At 56.1% G+C, this 23,601-nt stretch carries 19 protein-coding genes; 9 read left to right on the top strand and 10 right to left on the bottom strand.

Features of this window, described 5'->3' with window-relative positions:
* The first annotated feature begins 82 nt into the window (after positions 1–82).
* The 3 genes from ldtD (at position 83) to FFB58_RS06820 (ending at position 3,299) form a co-directional block, all read left to right on the top strand.
* Positions 83–1,906, top strand: a complete 1,824-nt coding sequence (gene ldtD / locus FFB58_RS06830; RefSeq protein ID WP_138369436.1) for a L,D-transpeptidase — start codon at positions 83–85, stop codon at positions 1,904–1,906.
* 178 nt (positions 1,907–2,084) lie between these two features.
* Entirely contained in the window at positions 2,085–2,633 is a 549-nt protein-coding gene (locus FFB58_RS06825; protein ID WP_039029470.1) for a YcbK family protein, read from the top strand.
* 18 nt (positions 2,634–2,651) lie between these two features.
* Positions 2,652–3,299, top strand: a complete 648-nt coding sequence (locus tag FFB58_RS06820) for an MBL fold metallo-hydrolase (protein WP_039029469.1) — start codon at positions 2,652–2,654, stop codon at positions 3,297–3,299.
* Between the two features lie 119 nt (positions 3,300–3,418).
* Here FFB58_RS06820 and FFB58_RS06815 read toward each other — a convergent pair whose 3' ends face one another.
* The 4 genes from FFB58_RS06815 to FFB58_RS06800 all read right to left on the bottom strand — a co-directional run bounded on the left by FFB58_RS06815 (position 3,419) and on the right by FFB58_RS06800 (position 8,517).
* Positions 3,419–4,609: an amino acid aminotransferase gene (locus tag FFB58_RS06815; RefSeq protein ID WP_039029468.1), complete on the bottom strand. Its 1,191-nt coding sequence runs from the start codon at positions 4,607–4,609 to the stop codon at positions 3,419–3,421.
* A 184-nt stretch (positions 4,610–4,793) separates the two neighbouring features.
* Positions 4,794–5,873: a porin gene (locus tag FFB58_RS06810; protein ID WP_039029467.1), complete on the bottom strand. Its 1,080-nt coding sequence runs from the start codon at positions 5,871–5,873 to the stop codon at positions 4,794–4,796.
* A 606-nt stretch (positions 5,874–6,479) separates the two neighbouring features.
* The gene (asnS, locus tag FFB58_RS06805) at positions 6,480–7,880 is read right to left on the bottom strand and encodes an asparagine--tRNA ligase (RefSeq protein WP_039029466.1); all 1,401 of its coding nucleotides are present in this window, start codon (positions 7,878–7,880) and stop codon (positions 6,480–6,482) included.
* Positions 7,881–8,055: 175 nt separating this feature from the next.
* Entirely contained in the window at positions 8,056–8,517 is a 462-nt protein-coding gene (locus tag FFB58_RS06800) for an Lrp/AsnC family transcriptional regulator (protein WP_138369435.1), read from the bottom strand.
* Positions 8,518–8,724: 207 nt separating this feature from the next.
* Between FFB58_RS06800 and dpaL the strand changes: the two genes are divergently transcribed.
* The 4 genes from dpaL (at position 8,725) to FFB58_RS06780 (ending at position 13,789) form a co-directional block, all read left to right on the top strand.
* Positions 8,725–9,939 (top strand): diaminopropionate ammonia-lyase, encoded by a 1,215-nt coding sequence (gene dpaL, locus FFB58_RS06795; RefSeq protein WP_138369434.1) that lies wholly within the window; start codon positions 8,725–8,727, stop codon positions 9,937–9,939.
* A gap of 117 nt (positions 9,940–10,056) precedes the next feature.
* The gene (locus tag FFB58_RS06790; RefSeq protein WP_138369433.1) at positions 10,057–11,346 is read left to right on the top strand and encodes an aromatic amino acid transport family protein; all 1,290 of its coding nucleotides are present in this window, start codon (positions 10,057–10,059) and stop codon (positions 11,344–11,346) included.
* A gap of 23 nt (positions 11,347–11,369) precedes the next feature.
* A complete protein-coding gene (locus FFB58_RS06785; protein ID WP_138369432.1) occupies positions 11,370–12,608 on the top strand; it encodes a Zn-dependent hydrolase in 1,239 nt (412 codons plus the stop codon).
* Between the two features lie 17 nt (positions 12,609–12,625).
* A complete protein-coding gene (locus tag FFB58_RS06780; protein ID WP_138369431.1) occupies positions 12,626–13,789 on the top strand; it encodes a M20 aminoacylase family protein in 1,164 nt (387 codons plus the stop codon).
* A 54-nt stretch (positions 13,790–13,843) separates the two neighbouring features.
* Here the strand turns inward: FFB58_RS06780 and pncB are convergent, their stop codons facing one another.
* Positions 13,844–15,046: a nicotinate phosphoribosyltransferase gene (gene pncB, locus FFB58_RS06775; protein WP_138369430.1), complete on the bottom strand. Its 1,203-nt coding sequence runs from the start codon at positions 15,044–15,046 to the stop codon at positions 13,844–13,846.
* 264 nt (positions 15,047–15,310) lie between these two features.
* Here pncB and pepN point away from each other — a divergent pair, with 264 nt between their 5' ends.
* A complete protein-coding gene (gene pepN, locus FFB58_RS06770; RefSeq protein WP_138369429.1) occupies positions 15,311–17,923 on the top strand; it encodes an aminopeptidase N in 2,613 nt (870 codons plus the stop codon).
* A gap of 155 nt (positions 17,924–18,078) precedes the next feature.
* Here the strand turns inward: pepN and ssuB are convergent, their stop codons facing one another.
* Genes ssuB through ssuE form a run of 5 tightly spaced genes read right to left on the bottom strand, consistent with a single transcriptional unit; the run spans position 18,079 to position 22,316 of the window.
* The gene (ssuB, locus tag FFB58_RS06765) at positions 18,079–18,846 is read right to left on the bottom strand and encodes an aliphatic sulfonates ABC transporter ATP-binding protein (protein WP_138369428.1); all 768 of its coding nucleotides are present in this window, start codon (positions 18,844–18,846) and stop codon (positions 18,079–18,081) included.
* On the bottom strand, positions 18,843–19,634 hold the full coding sequence (gene ssuC, locus FFB58_RS06760) for an aliphatic sulfonate ABC transporter permease SsuC (protein WP_039029457.1): 792 nt from the start codon (positions 19,632–19,634) through the stop codon (positions 18,843–18,845). Before ssuC ends, ssuB begins: the two co-directional genes overlap by 4 nt.
* A gap of 9 nt (positions 19,635–19,643) precedes the next feature.
* Complete coding sequence (gene ssuD, locus FFB58_RS06755) at positions 19,644–20,789, bottom strand: FMNH2-dependent alkanesulfonate monooxygenase (RefSeq protein WP_138369427.1); 1,146 nt, start codon at positions 20,787–20,789, stop codon at positions 19,644–19,646.
* A complete protein-coding gene (locus FFB58_RS06750) occupies positions 20,786–21,748 on the bottom strand; it encodes a sulfonate ABC transporter substrate-binding protein (protein WP_138369426.1) in 963 nt (320 codons plus the stop codon). The genes ssuD and FFB58_RS06750 overlap by 4 nt, the downstream gene beginning before the upstream one ends.
* Positions 21,741–22,316, bottom strand: a complete 576-nt coding sequence (ssuE, locus tag FFB58_RS06745) for an NADPH-dependent FMN reductase (protein ID WP_138369425.1) — start codon at positions 22,314–22,316, stop codon at positions 21,741–21,743. Before ssuE ends, FFB58_RS06750 begins: the two co-directional genes overlap by 8 nt.
* A 248-nt stretch (positions 22,317–22,564) precedes the next feature.
* Between ssuE and pyrD the strand changes: the two genes are divergently transcribed.
* Positions 22,565–23,575, top strand: coding sequence for a quinone-dependent dihydroorotate dehydrogenase (gene pyrD, locus FFB58_RS06740; protein ID WP_138369424.1), 1,011 nt, complete (start codon positions 22,565–22,567; stop codon positions 23,573–23,575).
* The last annotated feature ends 26 nt before the right edge of the window (positions 23,576–23,601 follow it).

Below are 23,601 nucleotides of genomic sequence, written 5' to 3'. Positions count from 1 at the left end.
AGGCTGGTGCCGTTCTGCCTTCCTATAATGAAGTGAAGCCCCGGTGTTGAGGGCGTGACGTACAGCAAACAGGGGGCAAGGGATGTTGCTGAATAAAATGTATGGTCGTCGGCTGTCGGCGCTGAGTTTGTGCCTGACGGTTTTAGTTGCTCCACTGTTTAATGCCCGGGCCGACGAGCCCGAACTGGTTCCTGTCGACAGCTCCGCCACTATGGGCGCACAGCCTACGTCGCTGTCGCAGCCGCTGGAACAATCGCCTGCTACCGCCATGATGGCCGGTATCCAGCCGCTGCCAGCGGATGTTAACGCGGAACAGCGCCGTCAGGAGCTGATCGCGGCCCTGCCTGCCGGTTACACTCCGGCTTATCTCAATCAACTGACGCTGCTGTATGCTGCACGCGACATGAAGCCCATGTGGGACGATCGTGAAGCGGTGCGTGCGTTCCAGCAGCAGCTTGCCGAAGTCGCTATCGCCGGTTTTCAGCCGCAGTTTACCGCCTGGGTTGAGCTGCTGACCCAGCCTGCCGTCACCGGGATGGCGCGTGACGTAGTGCTCTCCGATGCGATGATGGGCTACCTGCAGTTTGTGGCAGGGATCCCGGTCAACGGCAACCGCTGGCTCTACAGCAATAAACCTTACAAGCTGGCGACGCCGCCGCTGTCGGTGATCAACCAGTGGCAGCTGGCGCTGGATAACGGCACGGTGCCGCATTTCATTGCCGGGCTTGCCCCGTCGCACCCGCAGTATGCGATTATGCACCAGTCGCTGCTGCAGCTGGTGGCTGACACGCAGCCCTGGCCACAGCTACAGAGCACGGCCAAACTGAGCCCCGGGCAGTGGAGCAGCGACGTGCCGGCGTTGCGTGAAATCCTCAAACGCTCCGGCGTGATCGACGGCGGGCCAAAAATTGCCCTGCCGGGTGACGATCCCCAGAGCGTGGTCGTTAGTCCGTCGGCTCCGGCGGTCGAGAAGAAAAAGAAATCTCTCTCCAGCAAGCCGGCCGCCTACGACCGGAGTCTGGTTGAGGCGGTAAAAGCCTTCCAGACCAGCCAGGGGCTGGGGGCTGATGGCGTTATTGGTCAGGGAACGCGCGATGCGCTGAATATGACCCCAGCACAGCGTGCCGGGGTGCTGGCGCTGAATATCCAGCGTCTGCGTCTGCTGCCGGGAACCTTGTCTACCGGCATCATGGTAAATATTCCGGCCTTTTCGCTGGTCTATTATCAGAACGGCAGCGAGGTGCTGGCCTCACGGGTGATTGTCGGTCGTCCGGATCGCAAAACGCCAATGATGAGCAGCGCCCTGAATAATGTGGTGGTTAACCCGCCGTGGAACGTGCCGCCTACGCTGGCGCGCAAAGATATCCTGCCGAAGGTGTGGAACGATCCGGGTTATCTTGAACGCCACAACTATACGGTACTGCGCGGCTGGAACAGTAAAGAGGCGATTGATCCGTGGCGCGTAGACTGGGCGACCATCACGCCTGCGAATCTGCCTTTCCGCTTCCAGCAGGCACCCGGGGCGCACAACTCCCTGGGCCGGTATAAGTTCAATATGCCCAGCTCGGATGCGATCTATCTGCACGATACCCCTAACCACAACCTGTTCCAGAAGGATGTTCGCGCGCTGAGTTCCGGCTGCGTGCGCGTCAATAAGGCGTCAGAGCTGGCAAATATGTTGTTACAGGATGCGGGCTGGAACGACACACGTATCTCCGACGCGCTGAAGCAGGGCGACACGCGATATGTGAATATCCGCCAGAATATTCCGGTTAATCTGTACTATCTGACCGCCTTCGTCGGCAAGGATGGCCGGACCCAGTATCGTACAGATATTTACAATTATGATGAGACTGCCCGGTCTAACACACAAATCCTGACCAAAGCAGAACAATTAATCAGGTAAATGAAGAAGTTCGGACAATTCTGGTAGCCTGAGTGAAAAAATAAACGGGGCATTGCGGCTGCAAGCCCCGTATTTCCTGGGTTGTGGTGCCTTGACGATGACAGGTTTGCCCGGTAATGTGCCCTTCGTGCGCTGTAAAGCATCTATACGATAACATTGACCTGTAGACCTGATTACCATGGACAAATTCGACGCAAATCGCCGTAAGTTATTGGCGTTAGGTGGCCTTGCGCTGGGCGCGGCCATCTTACCCACGCCATCATTTGCCACGCTCTCTACCCCTCGACCACGCATTTTGACGCTAAATAACCTGCATACAGGTGAGTCAATAAAAGCCGAGTTTTTTGATGGTCGGGGCTATATTCAGGACGAATTAGCCAAGCTGAATCATTTCTTCCGTGATTTCCGCGCTAATAAAGTCAAAGCCATCGATCCAGGATTATTCGATCAGCTTTACCGCCTACAGGGTTTGCTGGGCACCCGCAAACCCGTACAGCTCATTTCCGGTTATCGCTCTCTTGATACCAATAATGAATTACGCGCCCACAGCCGCGGTGTAGCGAAAAAAAGCTATCACACCAAAGGGCAGGCGATGGATTTTCATATTGAAGGCGTTTCGTTAGCCAATGTTCGCAAAGCTGCGTTATCTATGCGCGCAGGTGGTGTAGGATATTACCCACGTAGCAACTTTGTGCATATTGATACCGGGCCATTGCGGCACTGGTAATAACAAATCAGGAGCAGTATGAACTATCGTATTATTCCGGTCACCGCGTTTTCCCAGAACTGTTCGCTTATCTGGTGTGAACAAACCAAACTGGCAGCCCTGGTCGATCCCGGTGGCGATGCAGAGAAGATCAAACAGGAAGTCGCTGCCGCTGGCGTGACCTTAATGCAGATCCTGCTGACCCACGGCCATCTCGATCACGTAGGCGCAGCGGCTGAACTGGCGCAGCACTATGGCGTGCCGGTGATTGGCCCGGAAAAAGAAGATGAGTTCTGGCTGCAGGGATTACCGGCCCAAAGCCGCATGTTTGGTCTTGATGAATGTTTGCCGCTGACCCCGGATCGCTGGCTGAATGAAGGCGAGAGCGTAAACGTAGGTAATGTGACGCTACAGGTCTTGCATTGCCCGGGCCATACGCCTGGCCACATCGTCTTCTTTGATGACCAGTCGCGTCTGCTGATTTCCGGCGACGTGATCTTCAAAGGCGGTGTAGGGCGCAGTGATTTCCCGCGTGGGGATCATGGTCAGCTGATTCGCTCAATTAAAGAGAAATTATTACCGCTGGGCGATGATGTCACCTTTATCTCCGGCCACGGCCCAATGTCGACGCTGGGCTACGAACGGCTGCACAACCCCTTCCTGCAGGATGAAATGCCGGTCTGGTAAAGAAGAATTGAAAAAGCCTGCTTTGAGCAGGCTTTTTTTTGCCCGGCGGCGCTAACGCTGCACGGGCCAGGGTGATCTTTTGTAGGTCGGGTAAGCGATAGCGCCACCCGACACAGTTTTTACAGCACCGCGACAATCGCTTCGCACAGTGGCGCCATGTTATCTGGCGTCATACCCGCCACGTTCACACGACCTGATGCCACCGCGTACACGCCAAACTCTTCGCGCAGACGCAGAACCTGCTCTTTGGTCAGGCCGCTGAATGAGAACATGCCGTTCTGCTTGATGATAAAGCTGAAGTCGCGATCCGCGCCTTTTTCCGCCAGGGTGTTCACGAACAGCTGACGCATGCGCTGGATGCGCTGACGCATATCGTTCAGTTCCTGTTCCCAGATGGCGCGCAGGGCGTCATTGCTGAGGATGGTCGCAACCACAGACGCACCGTGAGCCGGTGGGTTAGAGTAGTTGGCACGAATAACGGATTTCATCTGGCTGAACGCACGGTCAACGGTCTGCTCATCGGAAGCGACCAGCGTACACGCGCCTACGCGCTCGTTGTACAGACCGAAGTTCTTGGAGTAGGAGCTGGCAACAATCAGCTCTTTATGGACTGCTGCAAAGGCGCGCAGACCTTCAGCATCCTCTTCCAGACCACGGGCAAAGCCCTGGTAAGCGAAGTCGAACAGCGGCAGCCAGCCTTTTTCAACGGAGAGCTTCGCCAGCTGTTCCCACTGCTCAAGCGTAGGATCGATGCCGGTTGGGTTATGGCAGCAGCCGTGGAACAGAACTACATCGCCCGCCTGGGCTTCGCTCAGGCTGGACAGCAGGCCGTCGAAATCCAGGGAGTGGTTCGCCGCATCGTAATAAGCATATTCACGCACTTCCAGACCCGCAGAGTTAAAGACGCTCTTGTGGTTCGGCCAGCTCGGGTTGCTCACCCACACGGTTTTAACGCCGGTATTTTTAGCGAGGAAATCCGCCGCCACGCGCAGTGCGCCAGTACCGCCAGGGGTCTGCGCCGTGCGGGCACGTTTATCGCTGACAATCGCGCTGCCTTTGCCGAACAGCAGTTCCTGCGTGCAACGGCCAAATTCCGGAATACCATCGATGCCGAGGTAGTTTTTGGTATTTTCATTTTCCAGCAGATACTGCTCAGCCTTTTTAACGCTGGTCAGTACCGGGGTCTTGCCGGTCTCATCTTTATAGACACCAATACCCAGGTTAATTTTTCCAGGGCGGTCATCGGCACGAAACAGATCGGCCAGGCCCAGAATAGGGTCGGCAGGGGCGGCGGTAATGTTCTCAAACATGACGAAGTTCCATTGTGGTTACGGAAGTGAAATCCGCTATCAGGTTAACGATAGTTCTACAAAATGCCAACCGTTTGCTACAAAAAGCGTGCGGCTTTTCAAAAGTCGCCATTTTTAGCTTTCAGGCATAAAAAAACAGGGCCGAAGCCCTGTTTTTTAGACATATAACAAAGTGGTGTACTGATTAGAACTGGTAAACGATACCTACACCCGCCTGGTCGTCGGTAGACAGGCCAGTTGCTTCAGCGTAGTTGTTGTCATCCAGCAGGTTGAAGCGGTACGCAGCGTACACGTTCATGTTCTTGTTGAAGTAGTACCAGGTACCCACTTCTACGTATTTAACCAGGTCAGCATCGCCGCCGCTGAAACCGTTACGAGCGGTCAGATCTTTACCTTTGGACTGTACGTAGCCCACGGATGGACGCAGACCGAAGTCGAACTGGTACTGAACCACAGCTTCGAAGTTCTGAGTTTTGTTAGCGAATTCGCCGTCATTTTCACGGGTCATGTTCTGAGATTCGCCGTACATTACCGCTGCGTACAGGTTGTTTGCATCATACTTCAGGGAGGTTGCCCAGCCTTCAGCACGTTCGCCTTTACCGTCTGCACTCTGCGCAGTAGAGCGGTCTGAGTTAGAGTAGGCTGCGGTTACGTTGAAACCTTCAGCGAAGTCATAGCCCAGAGAGTAGCTGCCGCCGTCGCCGTTCTGACGGCTGGTGGTGTGGCCAGATTCGTTTTTACCCTGGTACTGCAGACCCAGCGCCAGGCCATCAACCAGACCGAAGAAGTCAGAGTTACGGTAGGTAGCCAGACCGGTGCTACGTGAAGTCATGAAGTTGTCGGTTGCAGCCAGGGAGTCGCCGCCCCAGATAACGAACATATCGGTTGAAGCCAGCGCATCATAGAACACGCCGTAGTTACGACCATAATCGAATGAACCAATCTCACCGGCTTTCAGGCCTGCGAATGCCAGACGGGTTTTAGTACCCTGAGCGCCTTCCTGAGCGGAAGCGTCCATGTTGTATTCCCACTGACCATAACCGGCCAGTTGGTCATTAATCTGAGTTTCACCTTTGAAGCCGATACGCGCATAGGTGGTGTCACCGTTATCGGAATCACCGTTGGTGGTCCACTGGTGTTCGCCTACTGCTTTACCATAGAAGTCCAGCTTGTTACCGTTTTTGTTATAGATTTCTGCTGCGTTAGCTGCACCGGCTACCAGCAGGGCAGGGATAACCACTGCCAGGATATTGCGCTTCATCATTATTTATTACCCTCATTGGTTTTTTTATGACACTCGCCACTGCCGTCAATAAATTCTGTCAATAAATATTTCCGGAACTATTGATGAGAGTTTGGTGTCTTTATGTATCTGACAGGCATCTTTCCATTCAAATAAACGTTTCGCTACTCTGAAAGTGCTACAAACATCAAGAATCGGTTACAATAAGAAAATATGTGTAACTAAATGTGAATTTTAAGGAACTTTGTGAGGGACCTCAAAGTTCAGAGTTGAATGGCTAAAATTAAAGCTTCACTAATTCTATCTATATGAATTGCTTATCTTAATTTTAGATAATAACTTTTTTTATGATCCGAAGCATTAGCGCACTATTTTTCTTATCTTTGGAAATAGACATCTGGATAGCCGGGATTTTGCACAAAAAGTGTGCTAATGCTTGAGATAAGTATTAGGCGCAATAAGAATAGGGTTTATTTTGTGTTCAAAGATGTTTCATGGAAATAAAGCGTAACACTGGAGAGGATCTGGCGGGGTTGCACTTTAAAGACGCTGACTTTCGACTGACATAAGTTGACAGTGCAGAATAAAATAATGGCCAGCATTAGCTGGCCATTGTGTAGTGAGGGATTAGAACGTTGCGTTGCGCGGGGTGCGCGGGAATGGAATCACATCACGCACGTTCTGAACACCGGTAACATAGGCAATCAGACGCTCAAAGCCGAGCCCGAAACCGGAGTGTGGCACGGTGCCGTAGCGACGCAAGTCGCGATACCACCAGTAGTCCTCTTTGTTGAGGCCCATTTCAGCCATACGTGCATCCAGTACGTCCAGACGCTCTTCACGCTGAGAACCACCGATGATTTCACCGATGCCCGGGGCGAGCACGTCCATCGCGGCAACGGTTTTGCCGTCTTCGTTAAGGCGCATGTAGAACGCCTTAATGTCTTTCGGATAGTTTTTCACGACAACCGGCGCCTTGAAGTGCTTCTCGGCCAGGTAGCGTTCGTGCTCGGAGGAGAGATCAACGCCCCAGTAAACCGGGTTCTCGAACTGCTGACCGCAGTTTTCGAGGATGGTCACCGCATCGGTGTAATCCACCTGAGCAAAATCAGCAGAGACGAAACGTTCCAGACGGGCGATAGCATCGCTGTCGACGCGCTCGGCGAAGAATTTCATGTCATCGGCGCGTTCAGTCAGTACGGCGTTAAAGACGTACTTCAGCATCGCTTCTGCCAGACCAGCAACGTCATCGAGGTCAGCGAAAGCCACTTCCGGCTCCAGCATCCAGAATTCCGCCAGGTGGCGGCTGGTGTTGGAGTTCTCGGCGCGGAAGGTCGGACCGAAGGTGTAGATTTTAGACAGCGCGCAGGCGTAGGTTTCGCCGTTCAGCTGGCCAGATACGGTAAGGAAGGACTCTTTACCAAAGAAATCTTTGTCGTAGTCCACTTTGCCTTCCGGCGTGCGCGGCAGGTTTTCCATGTCCAGCGTCGAAACGCGGAACATCTCGCCTGCGCCTTCGGTATCGGAGGCGGTGATCAGCGGCGTGGAAACCCAGAAGTAACCCTGCTCGTCAAAGAAACGGTGCAGCGCCTGCGCCAGGGTGTGACGTACACGGGCGACGGCCCCAATCATGTTGGTACGCGGACGCAGGTGAGCCACTTCACGCAGATACTCGATGCTGTGGCGTTTTGCCGCCATCGGGTAGGTGTCCGGATCTTCAACCCAGCCGGTCACTTCAATTGAGGTGGCCTGCAGTTCATAGCTCTGACCCTGGCCCTGAGAGGCCACGATTTTACCGGTGACGACAACGGAGCAGCCCGTGGTCAGACGCAGCACTTCCTGATTGTAATTGGGCAGAGAATTATTAATAACGGCCTGTACAGGATCAAAGCAGGAACCGTCATAGACGGCGAGGAATGAAAAGCCAGCTTTTGAATCTCGGCGGGTACGCACCCATCCGCGCACGGTGACTTCGCTGTCAACGGCTACGCGGCCCTGGAGTACGTCGGCTACAGGCACAACGCTCATAATAGTCTCTCTATGTTGTCCAAAAATAAAATCTGTATCCCCTTCAATGGGGGGATATCTATGTTACCTGTCATCTTCCATCAGACAAGCAGAATTCGCATATGAAAGGGGGGATTTCGGAAATAATAATGGCCCAGACAGATTCCTTACCTTTCGCTATTGGCTTTCGGGTGAACTACTCAATCACCACCGTCATCTCTTGCTTGGCATTTTGCATCGAAACAATAGTACGGAAGGACTTAATATTCCCCGAAGCGAAGAACAGCTCGCGCGTCAGCAGCTCATATTCCGCCATATCACGCACGTTAACTACCAGCAGAAAATCGAAATCTCCCGTGACGTAATAGACCTGCTGCACCTGCGGACAATTCACGAACCGCTGCTTATCTTCCTCCAGCAGGTCCAGGCGTTCGTTCTCAATCGTGACCTGAACCATGATGGTTATCGGGCGACCCACCTTACTGGCGTCAACCAGGCTGACGTTGCCCTTGATAATGCCAGCCTCCTCCAGCGCGGCGATCCGGCGATTGACCGCCGAGGCTGACAGGCTGACGCGATCGGCGATTTCCCGCTGCGAAAGGCGACTTGTCTGCTGCAAAAGCGTGAGGATTTTTTTATCCCAGGTATCCATTTTCATCGTGTCGACGGCCTTTAAACAGTGTGATCGGCCTCACTTATGCAACTTTGTTGCGTTACAGAGGCAAATAAGGGTGGAAGTTGCGTATTCATGGTCAATTTTGCGCCATTTTCGCATCGGGCCAAGTGTACCATCACAGTCATCAGGAAAGCGTTAACTCGCTTTCAAGAGTCAGCCCTCGCGAATTCACAGGATAAAGGTGCACGTATGACGGACAGGATTAATTATCAATTTAACGCCCGACGCAAAGGGTATGAGCAGGGGGGGAACCTCAGCCTACTCAATAAGCAGGTCAGCGATGAAGTGCTGGCTTTCCATCAAAAATTCCCGGCATACCAGGTGACGCCGCTGCGCAGGTTAAACCATTTAAGCCAGCGTCTGGGGCTGGGGTCGTTACATATTAAGGATGAAGCCCGGCGATTCGGCCTCAATGCCTTTAAAGGTCTTGGTGGCTCGTATGCGATGGGGAAATATCTCGCCAGCCTACTTGGTCGCGACATTAATACCCTGAGTTTCACCGACCTTAATTCTGCAGAAATTAAAGCGCGTATCAAAGATATTGTCTTTGTCACCGCTACCGATGGCAATCACGGACGCGGCGTCGCATGGGCTGCAGAGCAGCTCGGATTGCGGGCGGTGGTCTACATGCCGAAAGGCTCATCGCCGGTGCGGGCGCAGAATATTCGCCAGCACGGCGCCGAGTGCTCCATCACCGATCTCAACTACGACGATACCGTGCGGCTGGCCGACAAAATGGCCCGCGAGCAGGGCTGGGTGCTGCTGCAGGATACGGCCTGGCAGGGCTATGAGCAGATCCCCACCTGGATTATGCAGGGCTATATGACCCTTGCCGTTGAAATCTGGGAACAGCTGCGGCAAAGCGGGGCGCCGTTGCCGACACATCTCTTTTTACAGGCCGGGGTCGGGTCATTCGCGGGCAGCGTCATGGGCTATTTTGTCGGGAAGATGCAGCACCAGGCGCCGACGATTGTCATTGTGGAACCGCATAAAGCGAACTGCCTGTACCGCTCGGCGGTCGTCAATGACGGCCAGCCGCACAGCGTAGGTGGCGACATGTCCACCCTGATGGCCGGGCTGGCCTGTGGCGAACCCAATATTACCAGCTGGCCGATGCTGCGCGACTACGCCACCTGTTTTATCTCCGCCGATGACCAGCTTGCCGCCAACGGCATGCGCCTGCTTGCCGCGCCGCGCCCCGGTACCGATGAGCCCTTTATCTCCGGTGAATCTGGCGCAATCGGCGCCGGGGTGCTTCATGCGCTGATGACGCAACCAGAGTACCGCGAAGTCGCCGAATCACTACGCCTTAATGCCGAAGCTCACGTCCTGTTAATCAGCACCGAAGGGGACACCTCCCCGGATATCTATGAGGAGATCGTCTGGTTTGGCCGTAACGGTTAATTTCCCACGGTAATCACAAGAGGGCCATCTTACCTACCCTCCAGGCTCTCGGTATGGCACGCGTTCTGACAATAAAACATACGCGGTATCGCGTAATGCACAGAGAGAACATGACCAATGAATAGTGAAAATGCTGTTACAGAAAGAGGATGCTGCAATCCTGCAAAATGGCATAGCGAAGATACCGTCTGGGTACTTGGCCTGTTCGGGACGGCGATTGGCGCCGGGGTGCTGTTTTTGCCGATAAACGCCGGGATCGGCGGCTTCTGGCCGCTGCTAATCGTTTTTGTCCTGGCCTTTCCCATTACCTATCTGGCGCACCGCGGGCTGGCGCGCTTTATTTATTCGTCCAATACGCCAGAAAGCACCATTACCGATGCGATCGGTGAACATTTCGGCGCACTGGCGGGAAAAGTGTTCACCCTTATCTATTTTTTCGCCGTCTATACCATTCTGATTATGTACGCGGTGGCGATCACCAATACCGCCCAGAGCTTTATCACTCACCAACTCGGGATGGTGGAGCCGCCGCGGGCGCTGGTGGCTATCGTGCTGATCCTCGGGCTGATGTTTATCGTCCGCTTCGGGCAGCGGCTGATCATGAGGGTGATGAGCGCCCTGGTCTATCCCATTATTCTCTCACTTGTTTTTATGGCGCTGTTTCTGATCCCACACTGGAACGTGGCGATTCTGCACACCCTGAATCCCGACGCGGCGGATAACGGACATGGCATGTTATTGACGCTGTGGATGACGTTTCCGGTGCTGGTGATGTCCTTTAACCACTATCCGATTATCTCCCCGATGGTGGTGCGTCAGAAGCAGCGCTATGGCCTGGCGCTCGCCGAGCGTAAATGCGAACAGATTCAGCGGTATGGCATCCTGCTGATGACCCTGGTGGTGCTCTTTTTCGTGCTCAGCTGCGTGTTAAGCCTGTCACCGCAGCAGTTGGCAGAGGCGAAGGCGCAGAATCTTTCTATTCTGTCGTATCTTGCCAACCAGTTCGATACGCCAGTTATCGCCTGGTTGTCGCCGATTATCGCCTTTGTTGCCATTACCAAGTCCTTCCTGGGCCACTATATCGGCGCCTATGAATCGTTGCGCGATCTGATACTTGAAGCCGCCGCCGCGCGGGGGAAGACATTCGCCATCCGCTCGGTTGACGTGGCGATCCTGATTTTTATGGTCCTGACCTGCTGGTTCGCCGCCTACAAAAACCCCAGTATCCTCGGCATTATCGAATACATCAGCGGCCCCACCGGGGCGGTGATCCTGCTGCTGTTACCCATGTACGCCATCCATAAATTACCCGCGCTGGCACCATATCGCGGCAAAGCCAGCAACGTTTTTGTCACCCTGATTGGGCTGATTACCGTATCTGCCATTTTTTACGGCATGTTCCAGTAACCACGATCAATAGCGAGATCTTTATGCATCACTATCTACAGATTAACGGCCAGCGGCTTATCGGTTCTTTGTTCGCTCTCGGCGAGCTCGGCGCGCTGGAGGGCGGGGGAGTCTGTCGCCTCGCGGCCACCGCAGAGGACAAAGCGGGCAGGGATTTTGTTCTCGCCAGAATGAAGGCCCTGGGGCTGGATATCACTATTGATGCGATCGGCAACGTCACCGGCGTGTATGCCGGAGAAGAGGCTCTCCCCATGGTGATGATGGGTTCACATATCGATACCGTCGGCACCGGCGGCCTGTACGACGGCAACTACGGCGTCATGGCCGGGCTTGAGGTGATTGCCACGCTACAGGAGGCGGGGATCCGTCCCCGCCGTCCGCTGGCGGTTACCTTCTTTACCAATGAAGAGGGGGTGCGCTTCCAGCCCGACATGATGGGCAGCGTGGTGTTTGCCGGGGAGTATCCCCTGGAGACAGCGCTGGCAGCGAAAGACAGCAATGGCATTACCCTTGACGAGGCGCTGCGGGCGATTGGCTACAAAGGTGAACGCAGGCCTGGCGATATGCCGGTGGACAGCTACGTCGAACTGCATATTGAACAGGGACCGATCCTCGATAAAGAGGGAACCAATATCGGAGTCGTCACTGGTGTTCAGGGGATCTCCTGGCAGGAGCTGACCCTGACCGGTGTCTCCAATCATGCCGGTACCACGCCGATGTCGATGCGTCACGACGCCGGTCTGGCGGCGGCCAGAATCGCCGTCTTCGCCCGTGAACTGGCGCTGAGCCTCGGCGGCGATCAGGTCTCAACGGTGGGGCACATCAGCGTCAAACCCAATCTGATTAACGTCATCCCCAACCAGGTGGTGATGTCGGTGGATCTACGCAATACCGATAACGCAGTCTTAAAACTGGCAGAACAACGGCTGGCGGATTTTGTCGCCACAACTGCGCAGGAAGAAGGGGTAGCGATCACCAGCCGTTCGCTGGTGCGTTTTAATCCGGTCATTTTTGCCGATGAGATCGTCAACGCCGTAGAGGAAGAAGCGAAGCGTCAGAGCCTGAGCTTCCGGCGGCTGCCGAGTGGCGCAGGCCACGATGCGCAATTTATGGCCTCGGTGTGCCCGGCCGGGATGATCTTCGTCCCCTGCGTCGACGGCGTCAGCCATAACGTCAACGAACACAGCGATCCCAAAGACCTGGTTGCCGGAGCCAACGTGCTGCTGCAGGTGGTCTTACAGCGCGCTCAGCGTCCGGCTTAACTTTACGGGAGATTATGATGGATCAGGAACAGCTCAAACAGCAGCTTATCGCATGGCGTCACCACCTGCATGCCAACCCGGAAAGCGCCTTTGAAGAGGTGAAAACCGCGCAGTTTATTGCCGAAAAACTCGAGAGTATGGGGGTTGAGGTGCATCGTGACATCGGCAAAACCGGGCTGGTAGGGGTGCTGAAATGCGGGGAAGGTAAAGGTGTTATCGCGATCCGCGCCGATATCGACGCCATACAACTGACGGAACAGGGCGAGATGTCTTATCGCTCAGACACGCCAGAACGCATGCACGGCTGCGGGCATGACGGTCACACCTGCATTGCGCTGGGAGCGGCGCAGCTACTGTTACAGCGCCAGAACTTCAACGGCACCGTCTGCTTTGTCTTCCAGCCAGCCGAGGAGCCGGGTTACGGAGCGAAGGCGATGATGGCGGACGGGGTTATCGAACGCTTTGGTATTGAAGAGATGTATGGCTTGCACAATATGCCGGGCATGAAGGCCGGGACGATAGCCACCCGGGTTGGCGGCATTATGGCCAGCGAAGATAACTTTATCATTCGTATCACAGGCCAGGGGGCGCATGCCGCAAGACCGCATATGGCCAAAGATCCGCTGGTGATTGCGGCGGAGATTATTCTGGCGCTGCAAACCATCGTCTCACGCAACGTCGATCCAAACGTACCGGCGGTGATCTCCTGTACGGAGCTGCACACCGATGGCATCCGCAATGCCATTCCGACCCATGTCATCATCAAAGGCGATACCCGCAGCGACGCCCCGGCGGTGCAGGCCCTGCTTGAGGAGCGGATGCGCACCCTCAGCGAAGCGATTTGCGCCATGCACGGGGCACAGTGCGAGTTCACTTACACCCATGAGTTCGCGCCGACCGTCAACTGGCCACAGTGCGTGGAGGTGGCGGTGAATGCGGCGATAAACGTTGTAGGGGCGGAGAGGGTGGATGGCAATATCGCGCCGATGATGATCTCAGAAGATTTCGGCGCTTTTCTGCAGCAGGTTCCCGGCTGCTTTGTCTTTTTAGGCAATGGCGATGCGTCGGACCCTCAGGGCAATACGCCGCTGCACAATGCCCGCTATGACTTTAACGATGAGATTTTACTGACCGGAGCGGAGTATTTTGCGGAGGTCGTCAGAACCCGTCTGCCGCTGTAATCTGAGAGAAAAAATGGGCCCCTGCAGCGCTGCAGGGGCCCTTTTTACTGTGCGTTAGCTGGCGATTTTTACCTGCGGCAGGTCGAACGCTTTGCGCAGCGCCCGGACGAAGGCTTTGTCATGGCAGATGGTTTTACCCGGACTATCAGAGAGCTTCGCCACCGGCTTGCCGTTACATTCCACCAGTTTAATAACGATATTCAGCGGTTTTACCTGGGGAATATCGCAGGTTAACCGGGTGCCGATACCAAAACTCAGGTTCACCCGCGAGGAGAAATGACGGTACAGATCTACCGCTTTTGGCAGGTCGAGGTTATCGGAGAAGACCAGCACTTTGCTCATCGGATCGATACCCAGCTTTTGGTAGTGGGCGATCGCTTTCTCACCCCACTCCAGCGGATCCCCGGAGTCATGGCGCAGCCCCTGATAGACGGACGCGAACTCCGGCCCGAAATCGCGCAGGAAAGCGTCCATGGTAATGCAGTCGGTTAAGGCAATGCCGAGCTGGTCCGGGTACTCGGTGAGCCAGGCCGCCAACGCCGCACGTTGGCTGGTCGCCAGCTCAGGGCTGATCTGCTGATGCGCCTGGAACCACTCGTGTGCCTGGGTGCCCATCGGCGTCAGATTGAGACGGCGGGCGAGATCGTAATTGCTGGTGCCGACAAACCACGGCTCCTGCTGCAGACGCTCAACAATGGCCTGCTGCACCTCGCGGGAGAAACGGCGACGGGTACCAAAATCCATCAGGCGGAAACGCGACATATCCAGCGAGTCGGTGAGTTCAGCGAACCCAACCAGCTTCTGCTCCAGCGTCGCCAGAGCCTGATCAACGCTGGCCTCCGGCGAGCGATAGCGGTGCACCAGCTCGCTGATCACGGCCAGCAGCGGCACTTCCCACATGATCACTTCCCGCCAGGGGCCTTCAAGGCGAATATGCAGTTTGCCATTGTCGTTGCTGATGTTGACCTGTTTCGGGTCGTAGCGGAAATCGCGCAGCCACTGAAGGTAATCTTGTTTAAAGAAGGGCAGGCCGGAAAGCCACTGGAATTCATCATCCTGCAGACGAAGATGCTGCATTGCGTCGACTTGCTCACGAATGGCGTCAGCATAGATGCCCAGCAAATCGTCACCGCGGCAGCGGAATTCAGCCGCGACCTGTACGTCGTAGTATTGGTGGAAAACGGCTTGCTGCATATGCAGTTTGTACGCGTCGGTATCCAGCAGCGTATGCAGAACAGGTGAAGCGAATTGAGTCATAGGTGCGCAGTAGCATCCTCTCACGGGAGCGTTTAGTACAATAAACGACTAATGAAACCGCTGGAGTATACCTTGTTTAGCGATTTATTGAACCCCGATCACACCATAAGCCTGGTTCAGGGTCGAGTGCATTTCGTGCCGCATGTTATATAAATGTAGCAAATAGAGTGTTTGTGACTGAAAAGATGAACATTCTGCATAGCGCGATTTCCACAACAGGAATAGACTGACTCGTTATTCGACAAACGATGCAAAAGGTTTTCTATGACACAACAGCCTCAAGCCAAATACCGCCACGACTACCGTGCGCCGGATTACCTGATTAGCGATATCGATCTGACTTTTGACCTGGATGCCACAAAAACCGTTGTCACGGCGGTCAGCCAGGTAACGCGCCACAACGCCACGGCGGTGCCGCTGCGTCTTGATGGTGAAGACCTGACCTTAGTGTCGGTGCATGTGAACGACGCTCCATGGACCGACTATAAAGAAGAAGATAACCAGCTGGTGCTGGATAATCTGCCGGAACGGTTTACCTTACGCATCGTTAACGAGATCAGCCCGGCGTCCAACACCGCGCTGGAAGGTCTGTACCAGTCGGGCGTAGCGCTCTGTACCCAGTGCGAAGCCGAAGGTTTCCGTCACATCACCTGGTATCTCGACCGCCCTGACGTGCTGGCCCGCTTCACCACTAAAATCATCGCCGATAAAGCTACCTATCCGTTCCTGCTTTCCAACGGCAACCGGGTGGGTGAGGGCGAGCTGGAGAATGGCCGTCACTGGGTGCAGTGGCAGGATCCGTTCCCGAAACCCTGCTACCTGTTTGCGCTGGTGGCGGGTGATTTTGACGTTCTGCGCGACACCTTCACCACCCGTTCAGGCCGCGAAGTGGCGCTGGAACTGTTTGTCGACCGCGGCAACCTCGACCGTGCCCCATGGGCGATGACCTCGCTTATCAACTCCATGAAATGGGATGAAGAGCGTTTCGGTCTCGAGTACGACCTCGACATCTATATGATCGTCGCCGTCGACTTCTTCAATATGGGCGCGATGGAAAACAAAGGCCTCAACGTCTTTAACTCCAAATACGTGCTGGCGCGTACCGACACCGCCACCGATAAAGACTACCTCGATATCGAGCGTGTCATCGGCCACGAATATTTCCATAACTGGACCGGCAACCGCGTGACCTGCCGCGACTGGTTCCAGTTAAGCCTGAAAGAGGGCCTGACCGTCTTCCGCGATCAGGAGTTCAGCTCCGACCTCGGCTCGCGGGCGGTTAACCGCATCAACAACGTACGCACCATGCGTGGCCTGCAGTTTGCTGAGGACGCCAGCCCGATGGCGCACCCGATCCGTCCGGACAAAGTGATCGAGATGAACAACTTCTACACCCTGACGGTGTATGAAAAAGGTTCCGAAATCATCCGCATGATCCACACCCTGCTGGGCGAAGTGAATTTCCAGAAAGGGATGCAGCTCTATTTCGAACGTCATGACGGCAGCGCCGCCACCTGCGACGATTTTGTCCAGGCGATGGAAGATGCGTCTAACGTCGATCTGTCCCATTTCCGTCGCTGGTACAGCCAGGCCGGTACGCCGGTTGTCACCGTCAAAGACGACTACAATCCGGAAACCGAGCAGTACACGCTGACCATCAGCCAGCGCACGCCGCCAACGGCCGAGCAGGAAGAGAAGCACCCGCTGCACATTCCGTTCGCCATTGAGCTGTATGACAGCGAAGGCAAGGTGATCCCGCTGAAGAAAGGCGGGCACGCGGTGCACAACGTGCTCAACGTGACGCAGGCCGAGCAGACGTTTGTCTTCGATAACGTCTACTTCCAGCCGGTACCTGCGCTGCTGTGCGAGTTCTCCGCGCCGGTCAAGCTCGAGTACAAGTGGAGCGATCAGCAGCTCACCTTCCTGATGCGTCACGCGCGCAATGACTTCTCCCGCTGGGATGCGGCCCAGAGCCTGCTGGCAACCTACATCAAGCTGAACGTGAACCGTCATCAGCAGGGGCAGCCGCTGTCATTGCCGGCCCATGTTGCTGATGCCTTCCGCGCGATCCTGCTGGATGAGAAGATTGACCCGGCGCTGGCGGCTGAAATCCTGACCCTGCCGTCGGCGACTGAAATCGCCGAGCTGTTCGACATTATCGACCCGATTGCGATTGTGGCCGTGCGTGAAGCCCTGACCCGTACTCTGGCCGCTGAGCTGGCGGATGAGTTCCTGGCGGTCTACAACTACCACAAACTGGATGCGTATCGCGTTGAGCATGCCGACATCGGCAAGCGTGCGCTGCGTAACACCTGCCTGCGCTATCTGGCGTTTGGGGAAACGGCGCTCGCCGACGAGCTGGTGAGCAAGCAGTATCACACGGCCGACAACATGACCGACGCCCTGGCTGCGTTGGCCGCGAGCGTCGCCGCTGAACTGCCTTGCCGCGATGCCCTGATGCAGGAGTACGACGACAAGTGGCATCAGGACGGTCTGGTGATGGACAAGTGGTTTATTCTGCAGTCCACCAGCCCGGCGGCCGATGTGGTGAACAAGGTGCGCAGCCTGCTCAACCACCGTTCATTCACGATGAGCAACCCGAACCGCGTCCGTTCCCTGATTGGCGCGTTTGCCAGCAGCAACCCGGCCGCCTTCCATGCGGAAGATGGCAGCGGCTACCAGTTTATGGTGGAGATGCTGACCGAGCTTAACAGCCGTAACCCGCAGGTGGCGTCACGTCTGATTGAGCCGCTGATCCGTCTGAAACGCTATGACGCCAGACGTCAGGCGAAGATGCGTGCCGCGCTGGAGCAGCTGAAAGGGCTGGAGAACCTGTCCGGAGATCTGTACGAGAAGATCAGTAAGGCGTTAGCTTAAAAGAAATGCCCGGTGGCGCTACGCTTACCGGGCAGTGATCCTGTAGGACCGGTAAGCGTAGCGCCACCGGGCATCAGGCCGCACAGCAGTGCCGGGTGGCGGCTTTGCCTTACCCGGCCTACAAAAAATAACCGTAGGCAGTTACCCGGCTTTTTTTATCCGTGCTTTCTGGCGGGTACCTCGCTGGCACCACGCTTCATCACCCGATCCAGCACCTCTGCTTCCAGCTCCGCCAGTCGCGCGGATCCCACCCGGCGAGGGCGAGGCAGATCCACCGTCAGATCCAGGCCAATCTTGCCCTCTTCAATCAGCAACACCCGGTCAGCCATGGCGACGGCTTCGCTCACGTCATGGGTCACCAGCAGTACCGTAAAGCCATGCTCCTGCCATAACGAGACGATCAGATCCTGCATCTCAATGCGCGTCAGCGCATCCAGCGCCCCTAGCGGTTCATCCAGCAGCAACAGTCCCGGGCGGTGGATCAACGCTCTGGCCAGCGCCACGCGCTGTTTCTGTCCGCCGGACAGGGCGGCAGGCCACTCTTCGGCGCGATTGTCCAGCCCGACGGCGGCCAGTGCCTGCTGTGCTGACGCTTTCCAGTTGCCTTTCAGCCCCAGCCCGACGTTATCTATCACCGTTTTCCACGGCAGCAGTCGTGCGTCCTGGAACATCATCCGGGTATCATCCTGGATGTCAGCCAGCGGCGTATTCCCCGCCAGCAGTTCGCCGCCGTTCGGCGCCTCCAGCCCGGCCAGCAGGCGCAGCAGGGTGCTTTTCCCACCGCCGCTGCGGCCCACCACCGCCACAAACTGTCCGGCGGGAATATGCAGTTCCAGTTCGTTCAGAATGGTGTTATTGCCGTAGCGTTTGGTCACGCCATTTAACAGCAGCGGCGTACCCTGATTTAAGCGAGCCGTGTTCATGCGTGTGCCTCCTTTTTAACGTAGGCGGGATTCCAGCGCAGCCAGCTTCGTTCAAGCCACTGGGCGCTGACATCTGCAAGTTTACCGAGCAGGGCATAGAGAATAATGGCCACCACAACGACGTCGGTTTGCAGGAATTCGCGTGCGTTCATCGCCAGATAGCCGATGCCGGAGTTGGCGGAGATAGTTTCCGCCACGATCAGCGTCAGCCACATCAGACCCAGGGCAAAGCGCACGCCCACCATAATCGAGGGCAGGGCACCCGGCAGGATGACGTGGATGAACAGGGCGAAGCCGGACAAGCCGTAGCTGCGCGCCATCTCCACCAGCCCGCGATCGATATTACGGATCCCGTGCCAGGTATTGATATAGATCGGGAACAGGGTGCCGAGGGCGACGAGGAAGATCTTCGCCGTCTCATCGATGCCAAACCACAGGATCACCAGCGGGATCAGCGCCAGATGCGGCACGTTACGCAGCATCTGGATTGAGGTGTCCAGCAGACGCTCGCCCCAGCGGGAGAGGCCGCTGACCAGGCCGAGCGTCAGGCCAATCGTCCCGCCGATGGAAAAGCCAATCACCGCACGCCAGGAACTGATCGCCAGATGCTGCCACAGCTCACCGCTCGAACTCAGCGACCAGAAGGCCTCCACAACACCCTCGGGTGAGGGCAGTATGCGGCTTGAGAGCCAGCCCACGGAGGAGGCCAACTGCCAGATAAGCACAATACCGACAGGGAGCAGCCAGGGCGCAATGCGCAGCAGCCATTTTTGGGAAGGATTAGCCATAGTGACTCCTTAGCTCTGGGCGACTTTACGCGGGATAAATTCGTTAGCGACCGCTTCGCCCTGCTTCAACAGCCGCTGCGGCTGCGGGATTTCCGGGATGGCGACATCCAGATGCGGGAACAGCAGTTCCCCCACCTTCCAGGCCTCTTCCAGATGCGGATAACCGGAAAGAATAAAGCTGTCGATACCAAGGTCTGCATATTCATTAATACGCGCCGCCACCGTCGGGCCATCGCCCACCAGCGCGGTCCCCGCGCCGCCGCGCACCAGCCCCACGCCCGCCCACAGGTTCGGGCTGATCTCCAGGTTTTCTCGCTTGCCGTTGTGCAGGGAGGCCATCCGGTGCTGCCCGACAGAATCGGTGCGGGCAAAGGCGGCCTGCGCTTTGGCAATGGTCGCATCGTCCAGATGGGAGATCAGACGGTCGGCGGCCTGCCACGCCTCTTCATTGGTTTCGCGGACAATCACGTGCAGGCGGATCCCGAAGCGGACCTTACGACCGTGGGCCGCGGCTTTGGCGCGCACCTGCTCAATCTTCTCTTTTACCAGCGCCGGCGGCTCGCCCCAGGTGAGGTAGAGATCCACCTGTTCGGCAGCCAGGTCCTGGGCAACGTCGGACGAACCACCAAAATAGAGCGGTGGACGCGGCTGCTGAACCGGCGGGAAGAAGAGTTGAGCATCACGGACATGAATATGCTTGCCCTCGAAGGTCACGTTCTCCCCCTCCAGCAGACGACGCCAGACGTGGGTGAACTCAGAAGAGGCTTCATACCGCTCGGTGTGATCCAGGAAGACGCCGTCGCCCGCCAGCTCCTGCGGATCGCTGCCGGTGACCAGGTTAAACAGAGCGCGTCCGTTCGACAGACGATCCAGCGTCGCGGCCTGGCGTGCGGCCACCGTCGGGGAGGTCACGCTTGGACGCAGGGCCACCAGAAACTTCAGGCGCTGGGTTACCGGGATCATCGACGCCGCCACCAGCCACGCATCCTCGCAGGAGCGCCCGGTGGGGATCAGCACCCCGGTAAAGCCAATCCGATCTGCGGCCTGGGCGATCTGCTGAAGATAAGCATGATCCACCGGGCGGGCGCCCTCTTCGGTGCCAAGATAGTGACCATCACCGTGGGTAGGTAAAAACCAGAACAGATTCAGACTCATGACTTATCTCCTTTAGAGGAAGTGGGGGGCCAGATGCGGTCGCGAATATCGATTTTTTTCGGTACCAGGCGGTTCTCGTAAAACAGGTCGGCGGTTTGCTGCTGTAACACGGCGGTTTTGGCATCCACCGGTTTGATGACGGTTGGCGGGCGATGGTCAAGGTAGGAGGCAATGACCGGCTCCGGAAGACCCATCGTTTTAGCCAGCAGTGCGATACTGGCCTGACGCTGACTCTGGGTAAGGGCGTCTGCCTCGCTGAAGGTATTCAGTACGTCCTGAACAAATGCGCCGTTTTTCTCCGCATAAGGACGCGCGGCAAGGTAGAAGGAGCCGGTCTGTTTCAGGGTTTCACCGTCTTTCAGTACCTTCACGCCACCCTGCAGCAGGGCGGCAGAGTAGTAGGGATCCCAGATAGCCCAGGCATCGACGTTATTTTGCTGGAAGGCGGCGCGGGCATCCGCCGGGGAAAGATAAACCGGCTGAATATCTTTAAAGGTCAGGCCCGCCTGCTGCAGGGCACGCAATAAAAGATTGTGCGAGCTGGAACCCTTCTGGAACGCCACTTTATGGCCTTTAAGATCCGCCACGGTTTTAATCGGGCTGTTTTCAGGCACCAGGATCACTTCGGCTTTGGGCTTTGGCGGTTCAACGCCAACGTAGACCAGATCCGCCCCGGCGGCCTGAGCGAAGATCGGCGGGATGTCACCGGTACTGCCCAGATCGATACTGCCCACGTTCAGCGCCTCGAGCATCTGCGGGCCTGCCGGGAACTCCACCCATGAGAATCTGGTGTCCGGGTAGTGTTTTTCCAGCAACTGATGGCTTTTCGCCAGCACCATGCTGACGCTGCCTTTCTGGTAACCAATACGCAGGCTTTCAGGGGCGGGCTCAGCGGCATGCGCCAGGCCAGAGAGGGCCACCAGGCCTGCCAGGCTGAGGCGGACAAGAGATTTAAACATGGGCGACTCCTTTCTGAAGGCCAAAGGCAGGAACCTCGACGTCGCGGCGATGCAGCGCCTGCCAGAAGGTCTCCAGCGCGCTGTCGAGGCGGGTTTGCAGGTTCGGGGTAAAGTGCGGCTTGTGCTGGTAGTCGATCACCTGAGAATCGTCGGCAAACACGCCGTGGAGGATCTCCTGGGCTTTCAGGGCGTTGAGCACCGGTTTCAGGGCGTAATCCACCGCCAGCAGGTGGGCCACAGTGCCGCCCGTCGCCAGCGGCAGCACGATTTTGCTCTCCAGCGCGCGCTCCGGAAGCAGGTCCAGCAGGGTTTTCAGCGCACCGGAAAACGAGGCTTTATAGACCGGGGTGGCGACAATCAGCCCATCGGCATCCTTCAGTTGTTCATTGAGGGTTTTTAACGCCGGGCTGTCGAAGCGGGCATAGAGCAGATCTTCCGGGGCGAAGTTGTGCAGATTCCAGTGGAACACCTCCACATCCAGAGAGGTAAGCTGCTCCCTGGCATACTCCAGCAGCGCGCTGGAGCGGGAAGGGAATCGCGGACTGCCGGCCAACGTAATGACGCGCATACATGCTCCTTATAACCAATTGTTTTCTTTTATCTAACATTGATAACATTTGTTGGCAGTGTGGCACCGCTGGCTTATTCCACTAAATGATTTATCCGCAAGTGAAATGCCAGAAAATGAATAAAGGAGGGATGAAAAGTAAACGATTGCGCGGCATGCGGCTTTTTTTGCCTCAGGTCAATTCCCTTTCCCGCTGCGATCGCAGATAATACGCCCCCGGTTTGCACACCGGGAATCCAGGAGAGTTCATGTACTACCCCTTCGTTCGTAAAGCCCTTTTCCAGCTCGATCCTGAGCGCGCTCATGAATTTACATTCCAGCAATTACGCCGTATTACAGGAACCCCGCTCGAAGCGCTGGTGCGCCAGAAAGTGATGGACAAGCCGGTCACCTGCATGGGGTTAACTTTTAAAAACCCTCTGGGTCTGGCGGCAGGTCTGGATAAAAATGGCGAATGTATTGATGCGCTGGGTGCGATGGGCTTCGGCTCCATTGAAATTGGCACCGTCACGCCGCGTCCGCAGCCGGGTAACGACAAGCCGCGCCTGTTCCGCCTGGTCGAGGCCGAAGGGCTGATCAACCGCATGGGGTTCAATAATCTCGGCGTCGATCACCTGGTCGAGAATGTGAAGAAAGCCCATTTCGACGGCGTATTAGGCATTAATATCGGCAAAAATAAAGACACGCCGGTAGAGCAGGGCAAAGATGACTATCTGATCTGTATGGAGAAAGTCTATGCTTACGCCGGGTATATTGCGGTGAATATCTCCTCGCCTAACACCCCGGGTCTGCGCACCCTGCAATACGGTGAAGCGCTGGATGACTTATTGGTCGGCATCAAAAATAAGCAAAATGAACTGCAGGCGACGCACCATAAATATGTCCCGGTGGCCGTTAAAATTGCCCCGGATCTGACAGAAGAAGAGCTGATTCAGGTAGCCGACAGTTTAGTTCGCCATAATATTGATGGCGTTATTGCCACCAATACTACGCTCGATCGTTCCCTGGTTCAGGGGATGAAACATTGCGACGAAATGGGTGGGTTGAGCGGACGTCCGGTACAGTTAAAAAGCACCGAAATTATCCGTCGCCTGTCGCAGGAGTTAATGGGTCGCCTGCCGATTATTGGCGTGGGCGGGATTGATTCGGTGATGGCTGCCCGGGAAAAAATGGCCGCTGGCGCTTCGCTTGTTCAGATATATTCAGGCTTTATTTTTAAAGGCCCGCCGCTGATTAAAGAAATCGTTAATCATATCTAATCTTTTATCGCTATTGACAACCAGGG

Source organism: Enterobacter sp. MF024, from assembly GCF_005843915.1.
GTDB classification, from domain to species: domain Bacteria; phylum Pseudomonadota; class Gammaproteobacteria; order Enterobacterales; family Enterobacteriaceae; genus Enterobacter; species Enterobacter barmai.
Note: the sequence above shows the minus strand (reverse complement) of the source record. Positions and strands in the feature narration are given on the sequence as shown.

Coding starts and splice junctions, on each gene's coding strand:
- pncB (WP_138369430.1), bottom strand. CDS start 15,046: ATGACTCAATTCGCTTCACCTGTTCTGCATACGCTGCTGGATACCGAC.
- FFB58_RS06825 (WP_039029470.1), top strand. CDS start 2,085: ATGGACAAATTCGACGCAAATCGCCGTAAGTTATTGGCGTTAGGTGGC.
- FFB58_RS06785 (WP_138369432.1), top strand. CDS start 11,370: ATGCATCACTATCTACAGATTAACGGCCAGCGGCTTATCGGTTCTTTG.
- FFB58_RS06750 (WP_138369426.1), bottom strand. CDS start 21,748: ATGTTTAAATCTCTTGTCCGCCTCAGCCTGGCAGGCCTGGTGGCCCTC.
- ssuB (WP_138369428.1), bottom strand. CDS start 18,846: ATGAACACGGCTCGCTTAAATCAGGGTACGCCGCTGCTGTTAAATGGC.
- FFB58_RS06820 (WP_039029469.1), top strand. CDS start 2,652: ATGAACTATCGTATTATTCCGGTCACCGCGTTTTCCCAGAACTGTTCG.
- FFB58_RS06815 (WP_039029468.1), bottom strand. CDS start 4,609: ATGTTTGAGAACATTACCGCCGCCCCTGCCGACCCTATTCTGGGCCTG.
- dpaL (WP_138369434.1), top strand. CDS start 8,725: ATGACGGACAGGATTAATTATCAATTTAACGCCCGACGCAAAGGGTAT.
- asnS (WP_039029466.1), bottom strand. CDS start 7,880: ATGAGCGTTGTGCCTGTAGCCGACGTACTCCAGGGCCGCGTAGCCGTT.
- FFB58_RS06810 (WP_039029467.1), bottom strand. CDS start 5,873: ATGATGAAGCGCAATATCCTGGCAGTGGTTATCCCTGCCCTGCTGGTA.
- ssuD (WP_138369427.1), bottom strand. CDS start 20,789: ATGAGTCTGAATCTGTTCTGGTTTTTACCTACCCACGGTGATGGTCAC.
- FFB58_RS06780 (WP_138369431.1), top strand. CDS start 12,626: ATGGATCAGGAACAGCTCAAACAGCAGCTTATCGCATGGCGTCACCAC.
- ssuE (WP_138369425.1), bottom strand. CDS start 22,316: ATGCGCGTCATTACGTTGGCCGGCAGTCCGCGATTCCCTTCCCGCTCC.
- pepN (WP_138369429.1), top strand. CDS start 15,311: ATGACACAACAGCCTCAAGCCAAATACCGCCACGACTACCGTGCGCCG.
- FFB58_RS06800 (WP_138369435.1), bottom strand. CDS start 8,517: ATGAAAATGGATACCTGGGATAAAAAAATCCTCACGCTTTTGCAGCAG.
- pyrD (WP_138369424.1), top strand. CDS start 22,565: ATGTACTACCCCTTCGTTCGTAAAGCCCTTTTCCAGCTCGATCCTGAG.
- ldtD (WP_138369436.1), top strand. CDS start 83: ATGTTGCTGAATAAAATGTATGGTCGTCGGCTGTCGGCGCTGAGTTTG.
- ssuC (WP_039029457.1), bottom strand. CDS start 19,634: ATGGCTAATCCTTCCCAAAAATGGCTGCTGCGCATTGCGCCCTGGCTG.
- FFB58_RS06790 (WP_138369433.1), top strand. CDS start 10,057: ATGAATAGTGAAAATGCTGTTACAGAAAGAGGATGCTGCAATCCTGCA.